Origin of the sequence: Geobacillus sp. YHL, assembly GCF_022341265.1 — a bacterium.
Taxonomy (GTDB): domain Bacteria; phylum Bacillota; class Bacilli; order Bacillales; family Anoxybacillaceae; genus Geobacillus; species Geobacillus thermoleovorans.
The window spans coordinates 164645-183190 of sequence record NZ_JAEIGB010000004.1 but is presented as its reverse complement, the minus strand read 5'-3'; the positions used below and the strand labels follow the sequence as shown (position 1 = coordinate 183190).

Here is an 18546-nt window from a genome sequence, read left to right as displayed (position 1 = left end):
GCTTCGCTTGGTGGCCCCGACGAGCGTCGCGAACAAAAGTTCGCAACCCTCGTCGGGGATCATTTCGGAATGTCACCCACAAATATTTTACTCACACGCATAGGGAGGCTGTTCAATTCGCCTCGATCAATCCGTATTTTCCGTCTTTGCGGCGGTAGACGATGTTCGTCCGGTTTGTTTCCGCGTTGGTGAAAATGAAGAAGTTGTGCCCCAACAAATTCATTTGCAAAATCGCTTCTTCGCTGTCCATCGGCTTCAAGCTGAAATGTTTCGTGCGCACGATTTCAAACTCCTCTTCATTCTCCGCCGCGGAAGCGCCGACCGAGACAGGGGCAGCCAGCTTCGCTTCTTTCTCGCGGTCGCGCAGCTTCCGATTGACTTTCGTTTTATGTTTGCGGATTTGCCGCTCCAGTTTATCCGTCACTAAATCGATCGCCGCATACATATCTTCATGGCGCTCTTCAGCGCGCAGCAACAAATGCGGCATCGGAATGGTCACTTCGATTTTCCCTTGTCCATCGTTGTATACTTTTAAATTGACGTGCACATGCACGTCTTCGGTGCCATCAAAGTAGCGTTCCAGTTTCCCGATTTTTTTCTCCACGTACTCGCGCAACGCTGGAGTTACTTCGAGGTTTTCCCCGCGAACGTTATACATCATCGCTGACCACTCCTTATCTTATAAAACTGTAAATCCCTACACTTTTTATTACCCATCCAATCCATGTTTCAATCAAAAATATTTTTGAAGATTTTGTGAAAAACATAGGAAAATATGGTAAGATAGGCATAGGTGTTTTTTCTTATGATGTGGAAGGTACGGAGTGTGTGAACGATGCGAAAGGTCCATATTTCCCATGCGAAAAGCGGTGACGTGCTCGCTGTCGACTTGTTCGCCGCCAACGGCAGCGTCCTTTTGTCGCGCGGCGTGCGGCTGACAAGCGGCTACATCCGTTCTTTAGCACAAAAAGGGGTTCAATACATTTATATTGACGACAAACAAACATATGACATCCGCCCGCGCCCGCTCATCAGCCCGACCGTGCGCCAGCAGGCAGTGAAAAAAGTGTACGAGACGATGACGGCCTTGATTGAGCAAAAAAAAACTGCTCAGCCGTGTGTCCTCCCTCGATTTAGGAAAAGAGTACGAAAAAGTGTTCAAAGACATTTTGGATTATTTGCTAAAACAAGAAGATTTGCTCATCAACTTGTCGGATTTGGTCATTTCCAATGGATACTTTTTCCACCATTCAGTCAACGTCGCCACCATTGCGGGTGTCATCGGCATCGCCAAAGGCTACCGCCCCCAGCAGCTGCTCGACCTTGGCATCGGCGCGCTGTTGTTTGACATCGGCATGACGCAGCTTCCTGATGGGCTCTGGCGGAAAAAAGGATTCTTGACGGAAGAGGAAAAGGAAATCGTCCGCCGCCATACGTATCTCGGCTTCGAGCTGTTGCGGCGCCAGCGCAACATTTCGCTCTTTTCCGCCCACTGCGCCTTGCAGCACCATGAGCGGTGCGACGGCAGCGGCTACCCGCGCGCCTTATCGGGCGATGAAATTCACGAATACGCCCGCATCGTCGCCATCGCCGACGTTTTTGACGCCTTGACATCGGCGCGCTACCACCGAAGACAATACTCGCCGCACGAGGCAGCCGAATACCTATCCGCCGCCGGCGGCATTTTAGACTATGATCTGATCAAGCTGTTTCTCTCTCACATCGCCATCTACCCGGTCGCCACGACCGTCTTGCTCAACACCGGGCACGTCGGCGTCGTCTCGCAAGTGTTTCCGGGCTTCCCGCTCCGCCCCATCGTCCGCGTCATCAAAAACCCAGCAGGCGAGGAGCTGAAAAGCCCGTATGAGATTGACTTGCGGAAAGAGATGAACATCACGATCGTGAAAGCCGTCTGAAGCGAAAAGGACAGCGCGTGCTGTCCTTTTCTTTATCGCCGTTTGTCGTAAAACATCCCGTCAAACGAAAGCGGCTGCTCGTACGGGTGAACGTAGCGGGCGTTCGCCTGCCGCTTCGCCCCTGTCATCCGCAAGTCGCGGCGAATTTCTTCGCACACCCGAAGCAGCCGTGCCTCAATCTCTTGATTCCAAACGATAATCTCACGGCCAAGCTCTTGTTCTTCCTCGCTGTATGGCGGCCGCAGCTTCCGAAGCAGCTCCTCACGCTCCCGAAGCAGCCGATCGACCGCCGCAAGCCGCTCTTCGCGCTCCTCGGACGGCCACGGCAGCGCCGTCGCCTCAAGCAACTCCTTCGTTGCGCGCCAAACATCGTGCACAACGCCCATTACGCCTGCCCGCCTTCCGCGTATTGGCGCTGCCGGTTCAGCTGAATCACTTGCTTCCACGTATCGCGAAACTCGACGACATACCCTTCCACCTCGTCCAAAATCGCCGCATCGTTTTTCACATTCGCCTCGACCAGGCGGCGGTAGATGTAGTCATACATGGTCATCATCGATTTCGCGACGTCATATTCCATTTTCAGCGTCGCCATCAATTCCAAAATGATCTTTTGCGCCTTCAACAAGTTTTCATTACGCGCCGCGATATCGCCCGTCTCCATCGCCTGGCGCGCGAGCTTGATAAACTTCAAGCAGCCGTTATACAGCATCAATGTCAACTCCCCAGGCGACGCCGTCTGCACAGCGTTCGCTTGGTAGTGTTGATACGGATTGTTCGTTGCCATCCCGATCACTCCTCTTCCACGTCAAGTGCTGCACACGTTTCAAGATTGAAGCAAGAACGTTTTTTTCAGCCAAACCGCCCCTTTCAAGAGGCGTCGCGCCTTTTCAGTTGTCTCAGCCTAAAACCTCCATCATCAGGAAGCGGATCGCTTTCCGATGATGGCCAAGCGCCAACGGACGCCTGCATGCCACAGCCGCTGATCGTTATCTTTGCATGCCGCCAAAGGCATTCATCAAATACATGCTTTGTTGGTTGGCGCGCTGAATCGCCTCTTCCATCGCTGTGAATTGGCGGTAGTAGCGGTCTTCAATCTGTTTCAGCCGATCTTGAAACCGGTCAATTTGGTCATTGATCTGGATTAAATCGCGCCCGATCGCAAACTGTTGGTTTGTCCAAACGGTTTTCCCCGCCTTTTGCTCGATTTTCCCGATCGTTTCCTTGATCGTATCGCGCAGGCGGCGGGCGATGCCTTTCTCCGCATCGGTCGCACCGTCTTGGTTAAACAACTGATAGACGGCATCCGGATTTTCCTTGATTTTCTCCCGCAGCTTCGTTTCGTCAATGATCAACTTCCCGCCGTCTAGATAATTTGACGACGTCGTAATCCCGATTTGCGCGAGCTGCGAGAACCCGCTTGGGATGTTCGCCCCTTCGACTTTCGTGTACACATTCATCCGCATTTTGCTGAGGGCGCTGGACAAAATGGAATCACCGCGAAGCATCCCGCTCCGCGCCTTTTCTTCCCACAGCTCAATTTGCTTTTCCGTCATCGCTTCCTTTTGCTCGTCGGTAAGCGGCGGATAGTCGCGGTAGCGCTCTTCTTTCAGCTCGGCGTTGATTTTGGCGATCGTTTCGTTGTATTTGTCAACAAACCCTTTAATGGCGTTAAACATCGCGTCCGCATCCGTCGCCACCGACACCGTCGCCGTGCCCGTCCCTTTCACCGTATACGTCACACCGTTGATCGTAAATGTATTCGACGAGCGGGTCGTTCGCAAGCCGTTGATGGTGATGTCGGCGTCTTTCCCTGCCGTTTTCCCCGTGAGCTCTTGCCCCGCTACGGTATTCGTAAACCCAAGCTTTTGCGCGAAAAAGTCAGCCGTCGTCTGATCAGCGAGCACCAAGCTCGCCTGCGCCCCCGTCTCTTTTTTCATGATCGAAATCCGCCCGGTTTTTTCATCGTAAAACGCGCTGACGCCAAGATCCGCATTGTTGTTGAGCTGGGCGATCAACCCGTCCAGCGTCGTTCCTTGTTTTACCGTGATCGTCGCCTGCTTCGTGCTCCCATCCCCGTTCGTCACATTGATCGTCAACGTCGTATCAGCGGCAACGGAAAAACTCGCCTTGTCCACTCTCACGGCGGCATCCGACAGCCAGACGGCCGATGTGGCCACTTGGTTTACTTGCATCGTCGTCGCCACGTTCGCCGCACTCGATCCCGCCGTCGCTGTGACGACCGATTCGTTCGAACTCGAGACAGTTTTTTTGAGCATGCTGCTTTGGAGCGTGATGTTGCTGAACAAATAGTCGTCAAGCCCCTGAAGCAACGTGTTCATCGCTCGGTAATCATCACGCTGCCACTCGAGCAGCTGCTTTTTCTGCTTCAATTTATCAAGCGGCATCCGCTCCGCTTTCATCAAATCGCTCACGATTTTGTCAATGTCCATCCCGCTCGCGAGGCCGCTGATGCGCAACGTATTCGCCATTTCGACTCACCACCGTTAAATTTTTTTATCCACCAAAAGCCCGACAAACTCCATCATCGCCGCGTACATATCCAACAGCTTTTTCGGCGGAATTTCGCGGATCACCTCATGCGTCTTTTCATCGATTACTTGCACGTAGTACTCATTCAGCTCCTTATGCAGCTCAAACCGAATTGATGTATGGCTTGGCTGCAGCAACTCATTCAACCCATTGACTACATTCTCGAGCTCATCGTGCGAAAACAGCCGCGCAGGAGAAGAAACAGACTCCTCCCCTTCCGGCGGCCGCACCGCCGACAGCCCAGCATTCGTCTTCGCCTGGTCATTTCGCATCGGTTCATACGAAGGAAACGAAGAAGACAACCGTTCAATCGTCATACGACCCGCTCCTTTGGTTTGGACGCTTTCTATGATTTATATCGGATGAAACATGGGAAGTGTGAAGTGGGGAAAGGAGAGAAATGCGGTGGCAACGTGTGAGTAAAATATTTGTGGGTGACATTCAGGAATAATTCGCCGACGAAGGTTACGAACTTTTATTCGCGACGCTCGTCGGGGGTACCAAGCGAAGTGCGGTAGAAAAAAGCCAATGTCATGCAAAAAGGACTCTCTCCCTGCTATGATGGTGATGACCAACATCCATAAAACAGGAGGGAGAGAGTCCATGAAACATCTTATCACAGAATGGCTTTTATGAAAAGAACTGGAGGAACAATTAGTAAGAACTCTTCAAAAGGTGTTCGTTGCCTTGGTGGCGGCCCTTTTGGAGGAGATTGATCAACAACTGGCGGAAGCGCGGGACAAGCGCCGGTATCAGCTGAAAGACAAACGGCCGACTACGATCCAAACGCTGTTTGGAGAAGTGACGTTTCGACGGAACTACTACTATGACCGGCAAACGGGGAACTATACCTTCTTGCTGGATGCCGAATTAGGCTTTGATGGGGCCCGATCGATCAGTCCTTGCCTCGAGGAAACGGCGGTCGAGTTGGCCGTAGAGTGCTCTTCCTACCGCAAAGCGGCCCGTACGTTGGAGTCGATCGTGGGGTATGCGGTCATGAGCCACGAGGCGATTCGCCAACTGGTGCTGGAGGCCCCTGTCTCGCTGCACCGCCCTGTTTCCCAACGGCACGGCCGAGTGCTGTTTGTGGAGGCGGATGGACTGTTTATTTCCCGCCAGGGGAAAGGGAAACGGGCGAAAGAAGAGAAAATCCTGGCGGTTCACGAGGGATGGAAACGAAACGGTTCGCAGCTCGAGCTCGTGAACCGGCGCCACTACCTCCATGAAGGGGAGGGAGACGTGTGGGAACGGTTCGAAGAGTGGCTGATGAACGAATATGCCTATGATCCGTGCCGGGACCTGTTGATCATCAACGGCGACGCGGCGTCGTGGATCACGGCCTGCCGGGAGTATTTTGGGAAGCTAGCCTGCTTTCAGGTGGATCGGTTCCATGGTGGCGCGGGAGCTGCGCCAATACCTCTCGGGCCATCCGCGTTGGCGGGACATGCGGAAGAAGCTGGCGAAACAAGACGAAGAGGGGCTTCTCGTGGAGCTGAACAGCGCGGTCGGCACGTTGGAGGACGAAGCGAAAGAGAAGCAGATGGCTGCCATGATCCGCCGGATCGAGTCGATGCCGGGATGCATCCGGGACTATCGGGAGTGGCTGTCGGAGCAAGGGGTGGAGACGACCGGCATGCGTCCGATGGGCCACGCCGAGAGCGTGATGAGCCGGTTCGCGCATCGGGTGAAATCCCGCCGCAGCTGGAAAGACCAAGGGCTTCGAGCGTTTCTGAAGGCGATGGCAGCACGAATCGACTGGATGTTGTGGAGAAAGGGGCGGTTGGAGGAGGAAGAGCCCCGGAGGGCAGCCTCGGCCTCGACGAAGTCCAAGCGGGTTGAACAGGCCAAACGGAAGGCAGGACGGTTGTTGGCGGATGTGATGCGACAAAACATCCCGTATCTTCAGCCCGAGTTCGACAGTCACTAGGCAAACAAAATGCCTCTCGCCCCTTGATGCAAAAGGGACGAGAGACATTTGGGCACACTTTGGGCGTGTATCTAGGCGCGAGGATGGATGCCTAGGATCTTCGGAGGAGGCTCCAGCCCTAGAGCCGCAAAGAGTTGAGCCTGTTTGGCCGTCAGTTCGGTTCGTTGATAAAGGTCTCCGTTTTTTGAAGAAAAATGTCCGAGCATGAGACGCTCACATTCGTCTCTTACTTTCGGCCACGATTCATGCGTTCGGATCTCTACAATCCGAACCAGCAAGAGAGCCAGCCAACTGAGCAGCACATGCGCCCGGATGCGGTCTTCCAAGCGATGATACATGGGGCGCAGCTCGAGTGTCGATTTCAACGTCCGAAAGGCCTGCTCAATATCCACCAGCTGCTTATACCCGATGGCGACATCTTCGGCAGACAAGGTGTCGTCAGATGTCCGGATGAGATAGTTGCCGTCGTACTTTTCCGCGTCACGAACCGCCTGCTTGTCAATGCGAAGGGTTCCGTCCTTCAACTGGCGCAAGTATTTTCCGTAGGACGGATGGGAACGCAGCCGGCAGGTCGCCTTATGATGGGCTTCGTTTGGGAGTTGACGAAGCCCTTCCAACTCTTCTTTCAGCGATTCGAGCAGCGTTTCCCGCTCCTTGCGTTGGCGTTCGGCTTCGCTGGGATTGTACACGAGAACATAGCGCTGACGCGCTTCTCCGTCGCCGACGATGATTTCTTTGATGTGCAAATTCTCGTCCACTTCATGATAACGTCCGCGACGGCTTAAGGCCTCTTCGACGGCGGCTTTGCCGGATCGCATTTTTTCGCCGACAATGTAGTGTCCGCCGGCCTGTTGCAAGATTCGCAAATTCTCTTCAGAGGAAAAGCCGCGGTCCATGACGCTGATCACACGTCCAAGCTTCCAGCCAATCAAGTCTTGTTTCACCTGTTTGATGACCGTCATGTCCATGGTATTGCCAGGCCATACCCAAGCGCGAATCGGGATTCCTTCCCGGGTGACAGCCAGCCCAATGACGATTTGAACCAAGTCTGGGCGTTTGTCTTTCGAGAATCCTTGTTTTCGAAGCGATTCTCCTTCCGGTGTTTCAGAGGGATCCACTTCGAAGTACGACGAAGTCGTATCGAAGTAAATCAAGTCGACTTCCAAATTCAATAAATCGGCCACAGCATGGAACACTTGACGTTCCAATTCCGGTTGCACGGCCAGCAGTTCATCCATCGCCCGGTACAACTGGTGGCTGGCGGCTTGAGGAAGGTGAGGGATATACACGTCTTTCTCCACCCACTCCTCCATCGCCAACTTGCTTGACGGATGAAGGGCGCGATTGGCCACCATGGCAAAAATCAGCCGTTCCAGCGAAATCTGGTGATGTCGGGAGGTAAACAAGGAGTGGAGAATCTCTCCCAACCCCAGTTGTCTCCAGAGCTGATCCAAGAGCCAGACGCCGCCGAGATGTTTGCATGACTGGAATTGAAAGTCATCGGAAGCTTCTCCTGTCAACTTTTCGACTTCCCAAGCCTGCTCAGGAGAAAGGAATCGCGAAATGCTTTTGGCCAGACGTTCCAAGACGGCGCGATCCACTTCATCTTCGCGCCCGAATGAATAAATCACCTTCGCTTTCGCATATTTGGCCTTTGGATCCCATTCATTGTGAGCAAGCTGGAGATAAGCAACGGTTGTTCCATCCTTGTTTTTGCGTGTGACTCGTCGTATGTACATGCCTATATTATAACGTATAAACTTTATTTTTAAAAGAAAAAATTAATAAATCGTGTGCCTATGAAATTCGGCGTTTTTTCCTAGGATCCGCATTACGAAACCCTTGATATAACAGCATTTTGGTCATTTCCATTTGCCTAAAATGACCTCAAAACTGTCGAACTCGGGGTTGACTAACCGGTGATTAACAACGCCCGTAGTGAACCGAAAAAAAGCTCTCCACAAAGTCTTGACTGAATCTGATGGTAGGTATTGTTTGACACCCCTGCATCATACCAAGAGGTCTTTTTTTGATCAAGTCCCCCGGAAAAGCTCCCAACAGGAATGCTTTCCTTGTGTGTCAAGGATTCATTCGACGATGGGCGCAAAAAATCCTCCCGATTTTCGTTGGGAGGGTGCGAAATGTGAGATCTTACCTAATACCAACTGCTTCCCTAATCGCCGGACTACAGAGCTCATGAAAGATATCTTTGGCCATCGGATCAGTGAAGGAACGCCAATGAAATCAACAGGCAGGCCGGCGGCATCCTTGCCGGCATCCGTTCGATTCTCCACCGAAACCTTATTTACCTTCTCCGGTTCTTCAACGTGGATGAAACGGGCTTTTGGGTGCAGTAAAAACGGCAGTGGCTTCATATGGCCAGCCCCGATTAGGCGACATGGTACCCCTGCCATCCGAAACGAGGAAAGGAAGCCTACTAATGTGACTTATTATTTTTTCTCAGCCAGATATCTGCATCAGCAAAAGCAATTTTGAGGATGCTATAGCACTTATAAAAACTACCTTAGAAGTTCTAAGCGTTTTATAGCTCTTTCATATCGTTCATTGGCTGCTTGTTGATAGAATGAAATAGCTTTATCCGTATTACCAAGAACCTCATGGAATACTCCTAAATTATAAGAAGCAAGGAAACTTCCCGTCCCTTTCACACTGTCATACTTATCCGTTTCCCCGATTTCTAAACATCGAAGAAAAGATTTTTCAATGAGCGGAAATAAATGAATATATTTATTAACATCGCTAAAAATTAAATCCATATAAAATAAACCGCATGCGAAATGGAAATCTGGGGAATCGGCAAATCTGTCCCGCTCAGCTTCAATTAATTTCAAGCCTTTCTCGAACGATTTATTTCCTATAATCGTATATAAATAATCAGTAATGAGACTATGGCGGTACCATGATTTCAACGGGACAAGACGGTAACTTTTTTCGAAATATAATTCTGCTTGTTGCAGTTGTTGCCGCAACTTATATTGTTTTCCTACTTGATACAAAACATAATCATTAAAGGGATCTCTTCTCAATTCTAGCAACAATAACTTGAGGTTTCGATCCGTTTTGTCTGTATAAACATATCCGTCATGATATACCTCTATATCCAAATTTTTCCTTGGTAAGTCAGACTCTACCTGTTCATGAATTCTTCCAACATATTTTACTCCTTTAGGCAGCAACCGAGATAGATAAGACTGCGCATACCTCTTCTCACCATCTTGAATAAACTCATCAATTCTTTTAATCCGCCCAATTACTTTGTCATTTTTTTTTATAAAATTACGTATAACACTTCCGCAGTCATTCATAATATATTCATCCGCATCTAATACGAAGTTCCAATCACTTGTGGATTTTTCAAGTGCATAATTCCGCGCAGTAGAAAAATCATTCACCCATTCAAAATCAAATACTTTCGCACCAAATGCGTAGGCTATTTCCTTTGTACGATCGGTAGATCCTGTATCGACAATAACCATCTCATCAACAATACCTTTGACACTTTGCAGACAACGGCTAAGATGCCGCTCTTCATTTTTTACAATCATGACTAATGCTAATGTTGTCAAGATTTCACCCCATAAACTTTAATAAATTCCTTTAACGCCTCCCGCCAATGCCTTAATTCTTTAAATCCATTTAATCGTAGAGCCATATGATCCAATACAGAATATAGAGGGCGTTGAGCAGGTCTTGGATAATCTTTTGTTTTACATGGATTAACTACTATATTAACATTAGCCTCTTCGAAAATGGCTTTTGCAAATTCATACCAAGAGCAATGGCCTGAATTAGAAATATGGTAGACTCCATATTTTTCAGTCTGAATAAGTTGAAAAATGCATCTAGCTAAATCAACTGCATAAGTTGGACATCCAATTTGATCATCAACGACAAACAATTGTTTTTGTTCTTGCGCTAGCTTTAACATTGTTTTCACAAAATTATTTCCATGTTTCCCGTAAACCCATGATGTTCGAATAATAAAAAATTTAGAGTGAAGGTCTCTTACAAACTGTTCACCGGCTAGTTTACTTTTTCCATATACGCTTATCGGATTCGTAAAAGCAAACTCGTTATAAGGCACGTTTGCGGTGCCGTCAAACACATAATCGGTACTTATATAAACAAACTTAGCACCTATATGTTCTGACGCTACAACTACGTTTCTTGTTCCGTATGCATTAACTAAAAATGCTTGATCTGGTTCGGACTCTGCTGCATCTACATTTGTATAAGCAGCAGCGTGAATAACAACATTAGGATGGATATGGTCAATAACACTTTTCACTTGCTGAAAATCCGTTATATCAAGTTCTGCTCGTCCATACCCATATACTTCATATTTCAAGTCTTTTAACAGCTTGACTATTTCTGTGCCTAATTGCCCTTTTGTACCAGTAACCAATATTTTTTGTTTACTCATTCTCTTTCACCATATTGCTTTTGATAATAAGCCATGTACTCTCCGGACTTAATGCGTTTCCACCAATCTCGATTATTGATATACCATTGAATCGTTTCCTCAATTCCCTTGTCAAACGTATATTGTGGTTTCCATCCGAGTTCTGTCATAATTTTTGCAGGATCGATTGCATAGCGACGATCATGCCCTGGGCGATCCGATACATATTTAATTAACGATTTTGAAACCCCAAGTTTTTCAACAATTAAATGGACTATTTCATTATTTGTTCGTTCATTATGCCCACCGATATTATATACTTCTCCTGGTTTGCCTTTATGAATAACTAAATCAATAGCGGCGCAGTGGTCTTTAACATGAAGCCAATCACGAATATTTTGGCCATCGCCATAAATAGGAAGCTCTTTACCTTCTAATGCGTTTGTTATCATTAACGGAATTAGCTTTTCAGGAAAATGGTATGGTCCATAGTTATTTGAACAACGTGTAATATTCACATTTAATCCATATGTTTCATGATATGCTCGTACAAGTAAATCTGCACTGGCCTTACTTGCTGAGTAAGGGCTGTTTGGAGCAAGCGGCGTTTCTTCCGTAAAATACCCTGTATCTCCTAAACTGCCGTACACTTCATCGGTAGAGATTTGGACATACTTTTGAATACTGTTCGCCTTCGCGACATCTAACAATACCTGAGTCCCCAATACGTTCGTTTTAACGAAAACACTTGGGTCAGAAATACTGCGATCCACATGCGATTCAGCAGCGAAATTAACAATCACATCAATATGATGAGACTTTACAATATAATCAACGAGTTGATAGTTTCGGATATCTCCTCTAACAAAAACATACCGTGGATTTTCTTGAATATCTTTTAAATTTTCCAAATTCCCAGCATAAGTTAATAAGTCATAATTAACGATTTTATATTCAGGATATTTGTTCAACATATAACGCACAAAATTGCTACCGATAAAGCCTGCTCCACCGGTTACTAAAAGATTCATAGAGTTCTCTCCCACACAAAATTAATTTCTGCATCCGCTAACAATGGATGATTTGCATCTTTTTCCGAAAGAATAGGATTCGTTACTGGCCAGTCAATGCTTAACGCTGGATCATTCCAAAGAATTCCTCGATCATGCTCAGGTGAATAATATTCGTCAACTTTATATTGAACTTCTGTGTTCTCTACCAATGTACAAAAACCGTGTGCAAATCCTTTAGGAACTAACAATTGTCGTTTATTGTCCTCACTCAAAATAAATCCTTTCCATTTCCCAAACGTCGGTGATCCTTTCCGAATATCAACGATCACATCATAAATAGCACCGCGAGTAACACGAACAAGTTTTGTTTGGGCTTTTGGATTTAGTTGATAGTGTAACCCACGAATCGTTCCCGCTTTTACGGAAAGAGAATGGTTATCTTGCACAAACCGGACATCAAAACCTAATTTACGAAATATTTGTTCATTATAACTTTCCATAAAAAAACCGCGCTCATCTTTATACACAATAGGCTCAAATATAACCGCTCCATCCAATTCGGTTTGAATAATCCTCATATCATTCATCCTTCAATGATTTCATATTTTCTTATTAAACAAGCTACCGAAATCGACATCTTTAGCAAGCTCATTAGCCCGCAAATAGGATGCATGCGTACCAGCATCCGTCCACCATCCGTCCAAAATGTCATACGTTAGCTCATTTCGTTCAATGTAAGCGTTATTCACATCCGTAATCTCTAACTCGCCTCGTGCAGACGGCTTTAACGTTTTAATAATGTCAAATACTTTAGCATCATACATATAAATTCCCGTAACTGCATACCGACTTTTCGGGTTTTTTGGCTTTTCTTCAATACTCTTAATTTGATTACCTTCGAGTTCAGGTACCCCGAATCGCTCAGGGTCCTCAACTTCTTTAATTAAAATTTTCGCCCCTGTTGCCTGTTGTTTAAAGTTTTCAACATAAGGAACAATGCTGCCAGAAAATACATTATCCCCTAAAATAACCGTCATTAAATCATTGCCAACAAACGATTCACATAACCCTAGCGCCTGAGCAATTCCACCAGCTTGATCCTGTACTTTATATGTAAACTGAACATCAAATTCAGAGCCGCTGCCTAAAAGATTAACAACGTCCCCCATATGTTCGCGTCCAGTTACAATTAAAATATCAGTAATATTCGCTTCTTTCAGTTTATAAATGGCATGATAAATCATCGGGTATTTGCCGACTGGCAACAAATGTTTATTCGTTACTTTAGTAAGAGGATAAAGGCGGGAGCCTGTCCCACCTGCGAGGATGATGCCTTTCATTTAAGTAATCCTCCTGTAAATTCATCCTTACTTAACTAATTAACTAACCCTGCGCGTACTATAAACTGATAAGTATCCGCGTCAGGTAGTGATCTCAAATAATCAGCAACTTGCTGAGGAAATACATTCAAATTAGTTCTAAATTCTGTTTGCTCCGGTGGACACACTGTTCTATTCATTTCTTTAATCGTTAATCCAGCGTCTTGGAACAACTTGATAACTCCGGATCTAGTAAAGAATCTAATATGAGTATTATCTAAAAGACCTAATTCTTTATAAGGGAATCTACCTTGTAATAACTCTGCTATGACAGAGCAATGAGCTATGTTAGGAATAGATACAAGAATTTCCCCATTTGCACTTAGATAGGGTTTGACACGCTTTAATACATCCAAAGGATCATATAAATGTTCCAAAACATCCGCAAAGATAATAACATCGAATTCCCCTTTTTGGAAATGCTGACTAAAATCGAAATTGTTAAGATCGCCTACAATAACATTATTAGAATATCTTCTTGCCTTTTCAGCAGCCACCGCATCATATTCTACACAACTAACTTCACAGCCCAATAAATTAGTTAATATATTAGTCATATATCCAGTGGCACAACCTAATTCTAAAACTTTTTTATTTTTTCCAACCATTCTCAGTATCATAGCATGAGAATTGTTTTCAGCGTTTATATCTATGTTAAAATCATATTTAGTTCGCTTTAATTGTTGAACAAGTTTATGATACTCTGTTTCCATTAATAGTTTATATTTTTGTATTTCTGCTATTCTATCTGAAATATTTGAATTAAATATTTCTGTAATCTCCGAATTATTCAATATTTCATCTATGAATCTATTTATATAATCTAACCAATGTTTTAAGGCTAATTCGTAGTTCCTATCACTTTGTAAAAAACCTTTTTTTCTAGCCTCTATAATTGAATGAGCAAAATCTATTATTCCATTTAACTGCATTTCAATTGATTGTGATTGCTGATCATCATGAATCCTAAAATAACTTAGTGTTTCGCTAATATAAACAACTTTTCCTTTAGCCAAAAGATTAAACCATGAAGCTAGATCAACATTGCACAAATATTTCCTTCCAAGGAAAGTACCAAAAGGCTCATCTAAATCACTCTTCCTGAATAACACTGTAGTAGGCTCACCAATATAGTTAATCAGTGACATTAATACATAATCTGCCATCATTTTTCCATCTATAATAGTGTCTGATTCAAAAAGCCGTCTCGTACTAACAATATCCTTTAAAAAATTCCCATTTCTATCAATTAATTGTCTATGTGATGTTACTAACTTTATTTCATTATTTTTATCATGTAGATAATAATTCATCATTTTTTCAATTTTTTGGGGATGAAATAAATCATCGTCCATTAAATAATTAATATATTCTCCTCGTGCAAGGTTAAACAGCTTAACATCATTTTCAAACTGACCCAATCTGACCGGATTTTTAATATAGGTTAAGTTATCATATTTACAAGTATATTTAGATATAAGTCTCTCAATTTCATCGTTCGTGCTATCATCACATACTATTATTTCTATGTTCTTATATGTTTGATTTAAAGCACTTTGTAGAGCCAACTCAAAATAATATGGTTTGTTATAAGATGGAATTAGTATGCTTACTAACGGATATTTCTCATTAATCATTAAATCTTTTGATTGTTTTTCAACTGTTTTTATTTCGAAATTAATCTTCTTATAAACATCTAAAAGCTCTTCAAACTTATCGTTATCTTTTTCCTGTTTAAGTTGCTCTATAACATTAGCTAAATATTTCTCACAACTATTGAGCGCAATTAAATAATCTTCCTTCTTTTCTAAAAACCCTTTTTTCCTCGCATATAAAACCTCATGAGCATAATCTAAAGCCCCATCTAATAACATTTTTGTTGATTGCAGTTGTTGACTATTATGAATTCTAAAATAGCTTAGCGGTTGAGAAACATATACTGCTTTTCCTTCCGCTAACAAGGTTAACCATGTTGCTATATCTACATTACAACCGTATTTTCTACCAAGAAACGTTCCAAACGGTTCCTTTAAATCAGATTTTCGAAACAATACTGTAGTTGGTTCTCCTATGCAGTTAAAATTATATTTTAAAACCAAATTCCCTAAATCTGTTCCGCTTATTACCTTATCTTCTTCAAAAAGAGGCTGTGTCAGAATATTATCTGGAAGTTGTTCTCCATTTTGATCTATCATTTTCCTATTTGAAGTAACAAGTTTTATTTCTTTATTTACATCATCTATAAAATAACTCATCATTTTCTCAATCTTTTGCGGATGGAATAAATCATCATCCATTAAATAGTTAATATATTCTCCATTGGCAAGGTTAAATAACTTAATATCATTTTCAAATTGTCCCAATCTAGTTGGATTTTTGATATAAGTTAAATTATTATATTTAGCAGTATATTTTTTGACTAACTTTTCTGTTTCATCATTCGTGCTATCATCACATACAATAACTTCAATATTTTCATATGTTTGATTTAAAGCGCTTTGTAAAGCAAGCTCAAAATAATGCGGACGATTGTAAGTAGGAATTAGTATGCTTACAAGGGGAAGAAATGTCTTGTTTAATCTCTGAACATTTTCCCCATAAACATCAACAAATTTTTTTCGATCATTATCAAATCCGTTTTCCGCACTCGCTATACCGCAGTCATGAACACACCATGGCACGTTTTGGCGCACAACCCCTACATCGTAACCCGCTAATAAAAATTCTTGACACTCGGAGAGATCATAAAAATGCCAACCCGTAAACAAATCTTCTCGCCATGGGATATCGTATTGAGTAATCATGATTAACCCGTTGATAGCTTGAACGGGTTCATATTCTAGTTCTGTTTCCTTAAAACTTAATAACTTCATTTCTCCAGTATGACTGTCATAAACCTTTCCAAATCGTTGCGTGCTCTCCCACCAAATTCCATTTCTCGGAATTGTTTTCGCTCCAACTACTCCAATCATCCCTAATTTAGGATACTTTTCAAAGAGAGCAATAATATCATATAAGAAATTTTTATTCACAATAAACGCATCTTGATGCAAATACACTTTATACTTTGCATCTGTTTTTTTCATCGCTTCGTTATATCCAGAAGTAATGCTTTTTGCCCCTTCTATTGTTATAATTTCGATTTTGTATCCTTCTGGTACGTAAAGCGACCTTACGTAACGGACAGATTCCTCATATAATTCCCGATTGTTGACGCAATAAATAAAAGCGATTTTTTTGTCGTTCATAGTCAAAACTCTCCTCTTGCGATCTTCAACAGTTGTAGCACTTGTTCATCTGGTTGTTGAATTTTTTGTAAAAATGTCTCTGCTAACGCATGCTCTCCATAAGTAATAAGCACATAGCCTAAATTGTATAACGTATCTACGTTTGTCGGCTCTTGTTCATACGCAAGTTGTAAATACGGTAATACATGTTCGTGCAATCCTTGTTCAAAGCATGCAATCGCAATAGCCTGAAGCACTTTTACTTTATGGATCATGCTTGTATCAATAATTTCCTTAATAAGCGGTTCATCAATCTCACCACAAGCGATTTTCTCAACAAGTGCCTGCTTTGTTTCGTCAATATCGACATCAAACTCAAGGCGACGCAACAAAAATGTCAGTTCTTGCGCCTTTTTCAATGAGTGTTCATTAATTTCTTCAAATAGTTTCTTCACCTCATCGTCTGGTTGACGAATGAACGACAAATAACGATTTGCTAGCTCTTTCTCGCCATAAGAGTTTAACACAAATGCTAAATTATATAATGTATCTGTATCATCTTGACATAACTCAAACGCCGCCTGCAAATATGGTAAAACATGCTCATGATTCCCTCGCGCAAAATTTTCAATCGCAAGTTCATTCAGCAGCTTGGTTGCTTCATCCATTTTCTTTATCATGTCAATAACTCCGGTAATGGGAAAATGATTTAATTTTTCTAAGACTTGATGACAATCTTCTTTGGATACGAAAGCTTCAATTAGTTTTCGCATATTCTCATTTTGTTTATAGGCCCGTACAACAAACGATTGTGGCATAAGCAAAGACTGAACAGCTTCTCCGTAAAGTACTTTCAAATGGTTGACGAACCGATGTTGGTTGTCAGTCTCTGAGAGCATCAAACCTGTAACAGATATCGATAGCGGATATCGTTTAAACAAATCATCCAATTGACCTAGACTGTACAACCTCGTACGAGCAAACGGATTACGCCCAGCAATCAGTTCTTCAATTACGCGAAAGTGCCCCGCATTTTGGACATGAGCAAAAAACTGCCCATTTGGTTTTAAATGGTCAACGACAAAACGAAGGAAATGATCATTCAACTCAAACGCGCGATCGCTGTACAAAATAAGATCAAACATTTGGTTTTTTATCTTATCGTCTTTTAAGTCATTCGCTACGTATGCATACCGTTGCGCTTCCTTCATGGCAAATGCATTTTGTTCTATGCCGTACAACGTTGCATATGGATACTCATGTTTGATTTTCAACAACGTCGCCCCAGCACCGCAACCAATGTGCAACACACTAACATGAGATTGACGATCTACCTCGATTCGATCAATCATCTCTCGTTCAATGTTATACGCCTCAACATCAACGTTCCATTTTTCTTCGAACTTTTTTTGATTATCCCGCAACAACTTCGAATAACCGCTACCATCGTCTTTCCATGATACGCTACCGTAATGATGGATAAACGTATCTTTGCATAGCATTAAACGATAACCAGCTTGTCTCAAACGAACAGAGTAATCGTCGTCCTCAAAATTTCCTGGAGTAAACCGCTCATCCAACAGCCCTACTTTATCAATCGCTTCTTTTTTAATTAGCATACAGAAGCCAATTAGTTTTAATCTTTCTTCCCATTTATTCGGATCCAAAACATTATGTTGAGAAGCGAACACATGCATTTCATCGATCGATGTATAACTTACAGGAATCGTTGAATAGTAAGCTGCAGAATTTGTAACCGGTCCGACCGCTCCAATATCGTCAGCGCTATATAAGCAAGCTAACAAATGATCAAGCCAGTGCTTTGTAACGACTACATCGTTATTTAGTAAAAGAATGTTTTCCCCTGTTGCAATTTGTATTCCTTGGTTGCATCCTTTCGGAAAACCAACGTTTTCATCATTAAAAATCGTTCGGGTGTCTGCTTGTTTCTTTAACCACTCCACTGTTCCATCGGTAGAATGGTTGTCAACTACGATAATCTCATATGTGCCTGATCTCGTATATTGGCGAATGCTTTCAATACATTGTTTTGTATAATCTAGCTTATTGTGAGTTAATATAACGATACTTGTCTTCATCGTGCTCTC

Annotated in this window: 13 protein-coding genes and 3 pseudogenes; 2 read left to right on the top strand and 14 right to left on the bottom strand. The window is 43.7% G+C overall.

What is annotated here, in order from left to right; genetic code table 11:
• Window positions 1–112: 112 nt before the first annotated feature.
• The gene (hpf, locus tag JCR24_RS06770) at window positions 113–661 is read right to left on the bottom strand and encodes a ribosome hibernation-promoting factor, HPF/YfiA family (RefSeq protein WP_238980357.1); all 549 of its coding nucleotides are present in this window, start codon (window positions 659–661) and stop codon (window positions 113–115) included.
• A gap of 174 nt (window positions 662–835) precedes the next feature.
• Between hpf and JCR24_RS06765 the strand changes: the two are divergent.
• Window positions 836–1916: pseudogene (locus tag JCR24_RS06765) on the top strand (HD-GYP domain-containing protein).
• 32 nt (window positions 1917–1948) lie between these two features.
• On the opposite strand, the gene fliT reads toward JCR24_RS06765, so the two are convergent.
• From fliT to flaG, 4 genes are all read right to left on the bottom strand, one after another.
• Window positions 1949–2302 (bottom strand): flagellar protein FliT, encoded by a 354-nt coding sequence (fliT, locus tag JCR24_RS06760; RefSeq protein WP_023633666.1) that lies wholly within the window; start codon window positions 2300–2302, stop codon window positions 1949–1951.
• Entirely contained in the window at window positions 2302–2703 is a 402-nt protein-coding gene (fliS, locus tag JCR24_RS06755) for a flagellar export chaperone FliS (RefSeq protein WP_042382728.1), read from the bottom strand. The genes fliT and fliS overlap by 1 nt, the downstream gene beginning before the upstream one ends.
• Window positions 2704–2905: 202 nt before the next feature.
• Window positions 2906–4408 carry a flagellar hook-associated protein 2 gene (locus JCR24_RS06750; protein ID WP_238980355.1) on the bottom strand — a complete coding sequence of 501 codons (1503 nt, stop codon included), beginning with the start codon at window positions 4406–4408 and terminating at the stop codon, window positions 2906–2908.
• A 15-nt stretch (window positions 4409–4423) separates the two neighbouring features.
• Window positions 4424–4786: a flagellar protein FlaG gene (flaG, locus tag JCR24_RS06745; protein WP_069304512.1), complete on the bottom strand. Its 363-nt coding sequence runs from the start codon at window positions 4784–4786 to the stop codon at window positions 4424–4426.
• 325 nt (window positions 4787–5111) lie between these two features.
• Between flaG and JCR24_RS06740 the strand changes: the two are divergent.
• Window positions 5112–6396 (top strand): annotated as a pseudogene (locus tag JCR24_RS06740) (ISLre2 family transposase).
• 71 nt (window positions 6397–6467) lie between these two features.
• Here JCR24_RS06740 and JCR24_RS06735 read toward each other — a convergent pair.
• The 9 genes and pseudogenes from JCR24_RS06735 to JCR24_RS17535 all read right to left on the bottom strand — a co-directional run.
• On the bottom strand, window positions 6468–8135 hold the full coding sequence (locus tag JCR24_RS06735) for an IS1634 family transposase (protein WP_238980354.1): 1668 nt from the start codon (window positions 8133–8135) through the stop codon (window positions 6468–6470).
• Between the two features lie 348 nt (window positions 8136–8483).
• Window positions 8484–8771, bottom strand: a complete 288-nt coding sequence (locus JCR24_RS06730) for a hypothetical protein (protein ID WP_033005992.1) — start codon at window positions 8769–8771, stop codon at window positions 8484–8486.
• 144 nt (window positions 8772–8915) lie between these two features.
• Entirely contained in the window at window positions 8916–9983 is a 1068-nt protein-coding gene (locus JCR24_RS06725; RefSeq protein WP_238980353.1) for a glycosyltransferase family 2 protein, read from the bottom strand.
• Complete coding sequence (gene rfbD, locus JCR24_RS06720) at window positions 9980–10840, bottom strand: dTDP-4-dehydrorhamnose reductase (RefSeq protein WP_238980352.1); 861 nt, start codon at window positions 10838–10840, stop codon at window positions 9980–9982. Before rfbD ends, JCR24_RS06725 begins: the two co-directional genes overlap by 4 nt.
• Window positions 10837–11850 carry a dTDP-glucose 4,6-dehydratase gene (gene rfbB, locus JCR24_RS06715; protein WP_238980351.1) on the bottom strand — a complete coding sequence of 338 codons (1014 nt, stop codon included), beginning with the start codon at window positions 11848–11850 and terminating at the stop codon, window positions 10837–10839. The genes rfbD and rfbB overlap by 4 nt, the downstream gene beginning before the upstream one ends.
• A complete protein-coding gene (gene rfbC / locus JCR24_RS06710) occupies window positions 11847–12410 on the bottom strand; it encodes a dTDP-4-dehydrorhamnose 3,5-epimerase (RefSeq protein ID WP_053532794.1) in 564 nt (187 codons plus the stop codon). The genes rfbB and rfbC overlap by 4 nt, the downstream gene beginning before the upstream one ends.
• A gap of 21 nt (window positions 12411–12431) precedes the next feature.
• The gene (locus JCR24_RS06705; protein WP_053532795.1) at window positions 12432–13172 is read right to left on the bottom strand and encodes a sugar phosphate nucleotidyltransferase; all 741 of its coding nucleotides are present in this window, start codon (window positions 13170–13172) and stop codon (window positions 12432–12434) included.
• Window positions 13173–13207: 35 nt separating this feature from the next.
• Complete coding sequence (locus JCR24_RS06700; RefSeq protein ID WP_238980350.1) at window positions 13208–16459, bottom strand: glycosyltransferase; 3252 nt, start codon at window positions 16457–16459, stop codon at window positions 13208–13210.
• 983 nt (window positions 16460–17442) lie between these two features.
• A pseudogene (locus JCR24_RS17535) lies at window positions 17443–18537 on the bottom strand (glycosyltransferase); the annotation flags it as partial.
• Window positions 18538–18546: the final 9 nt, after the last annotated feature.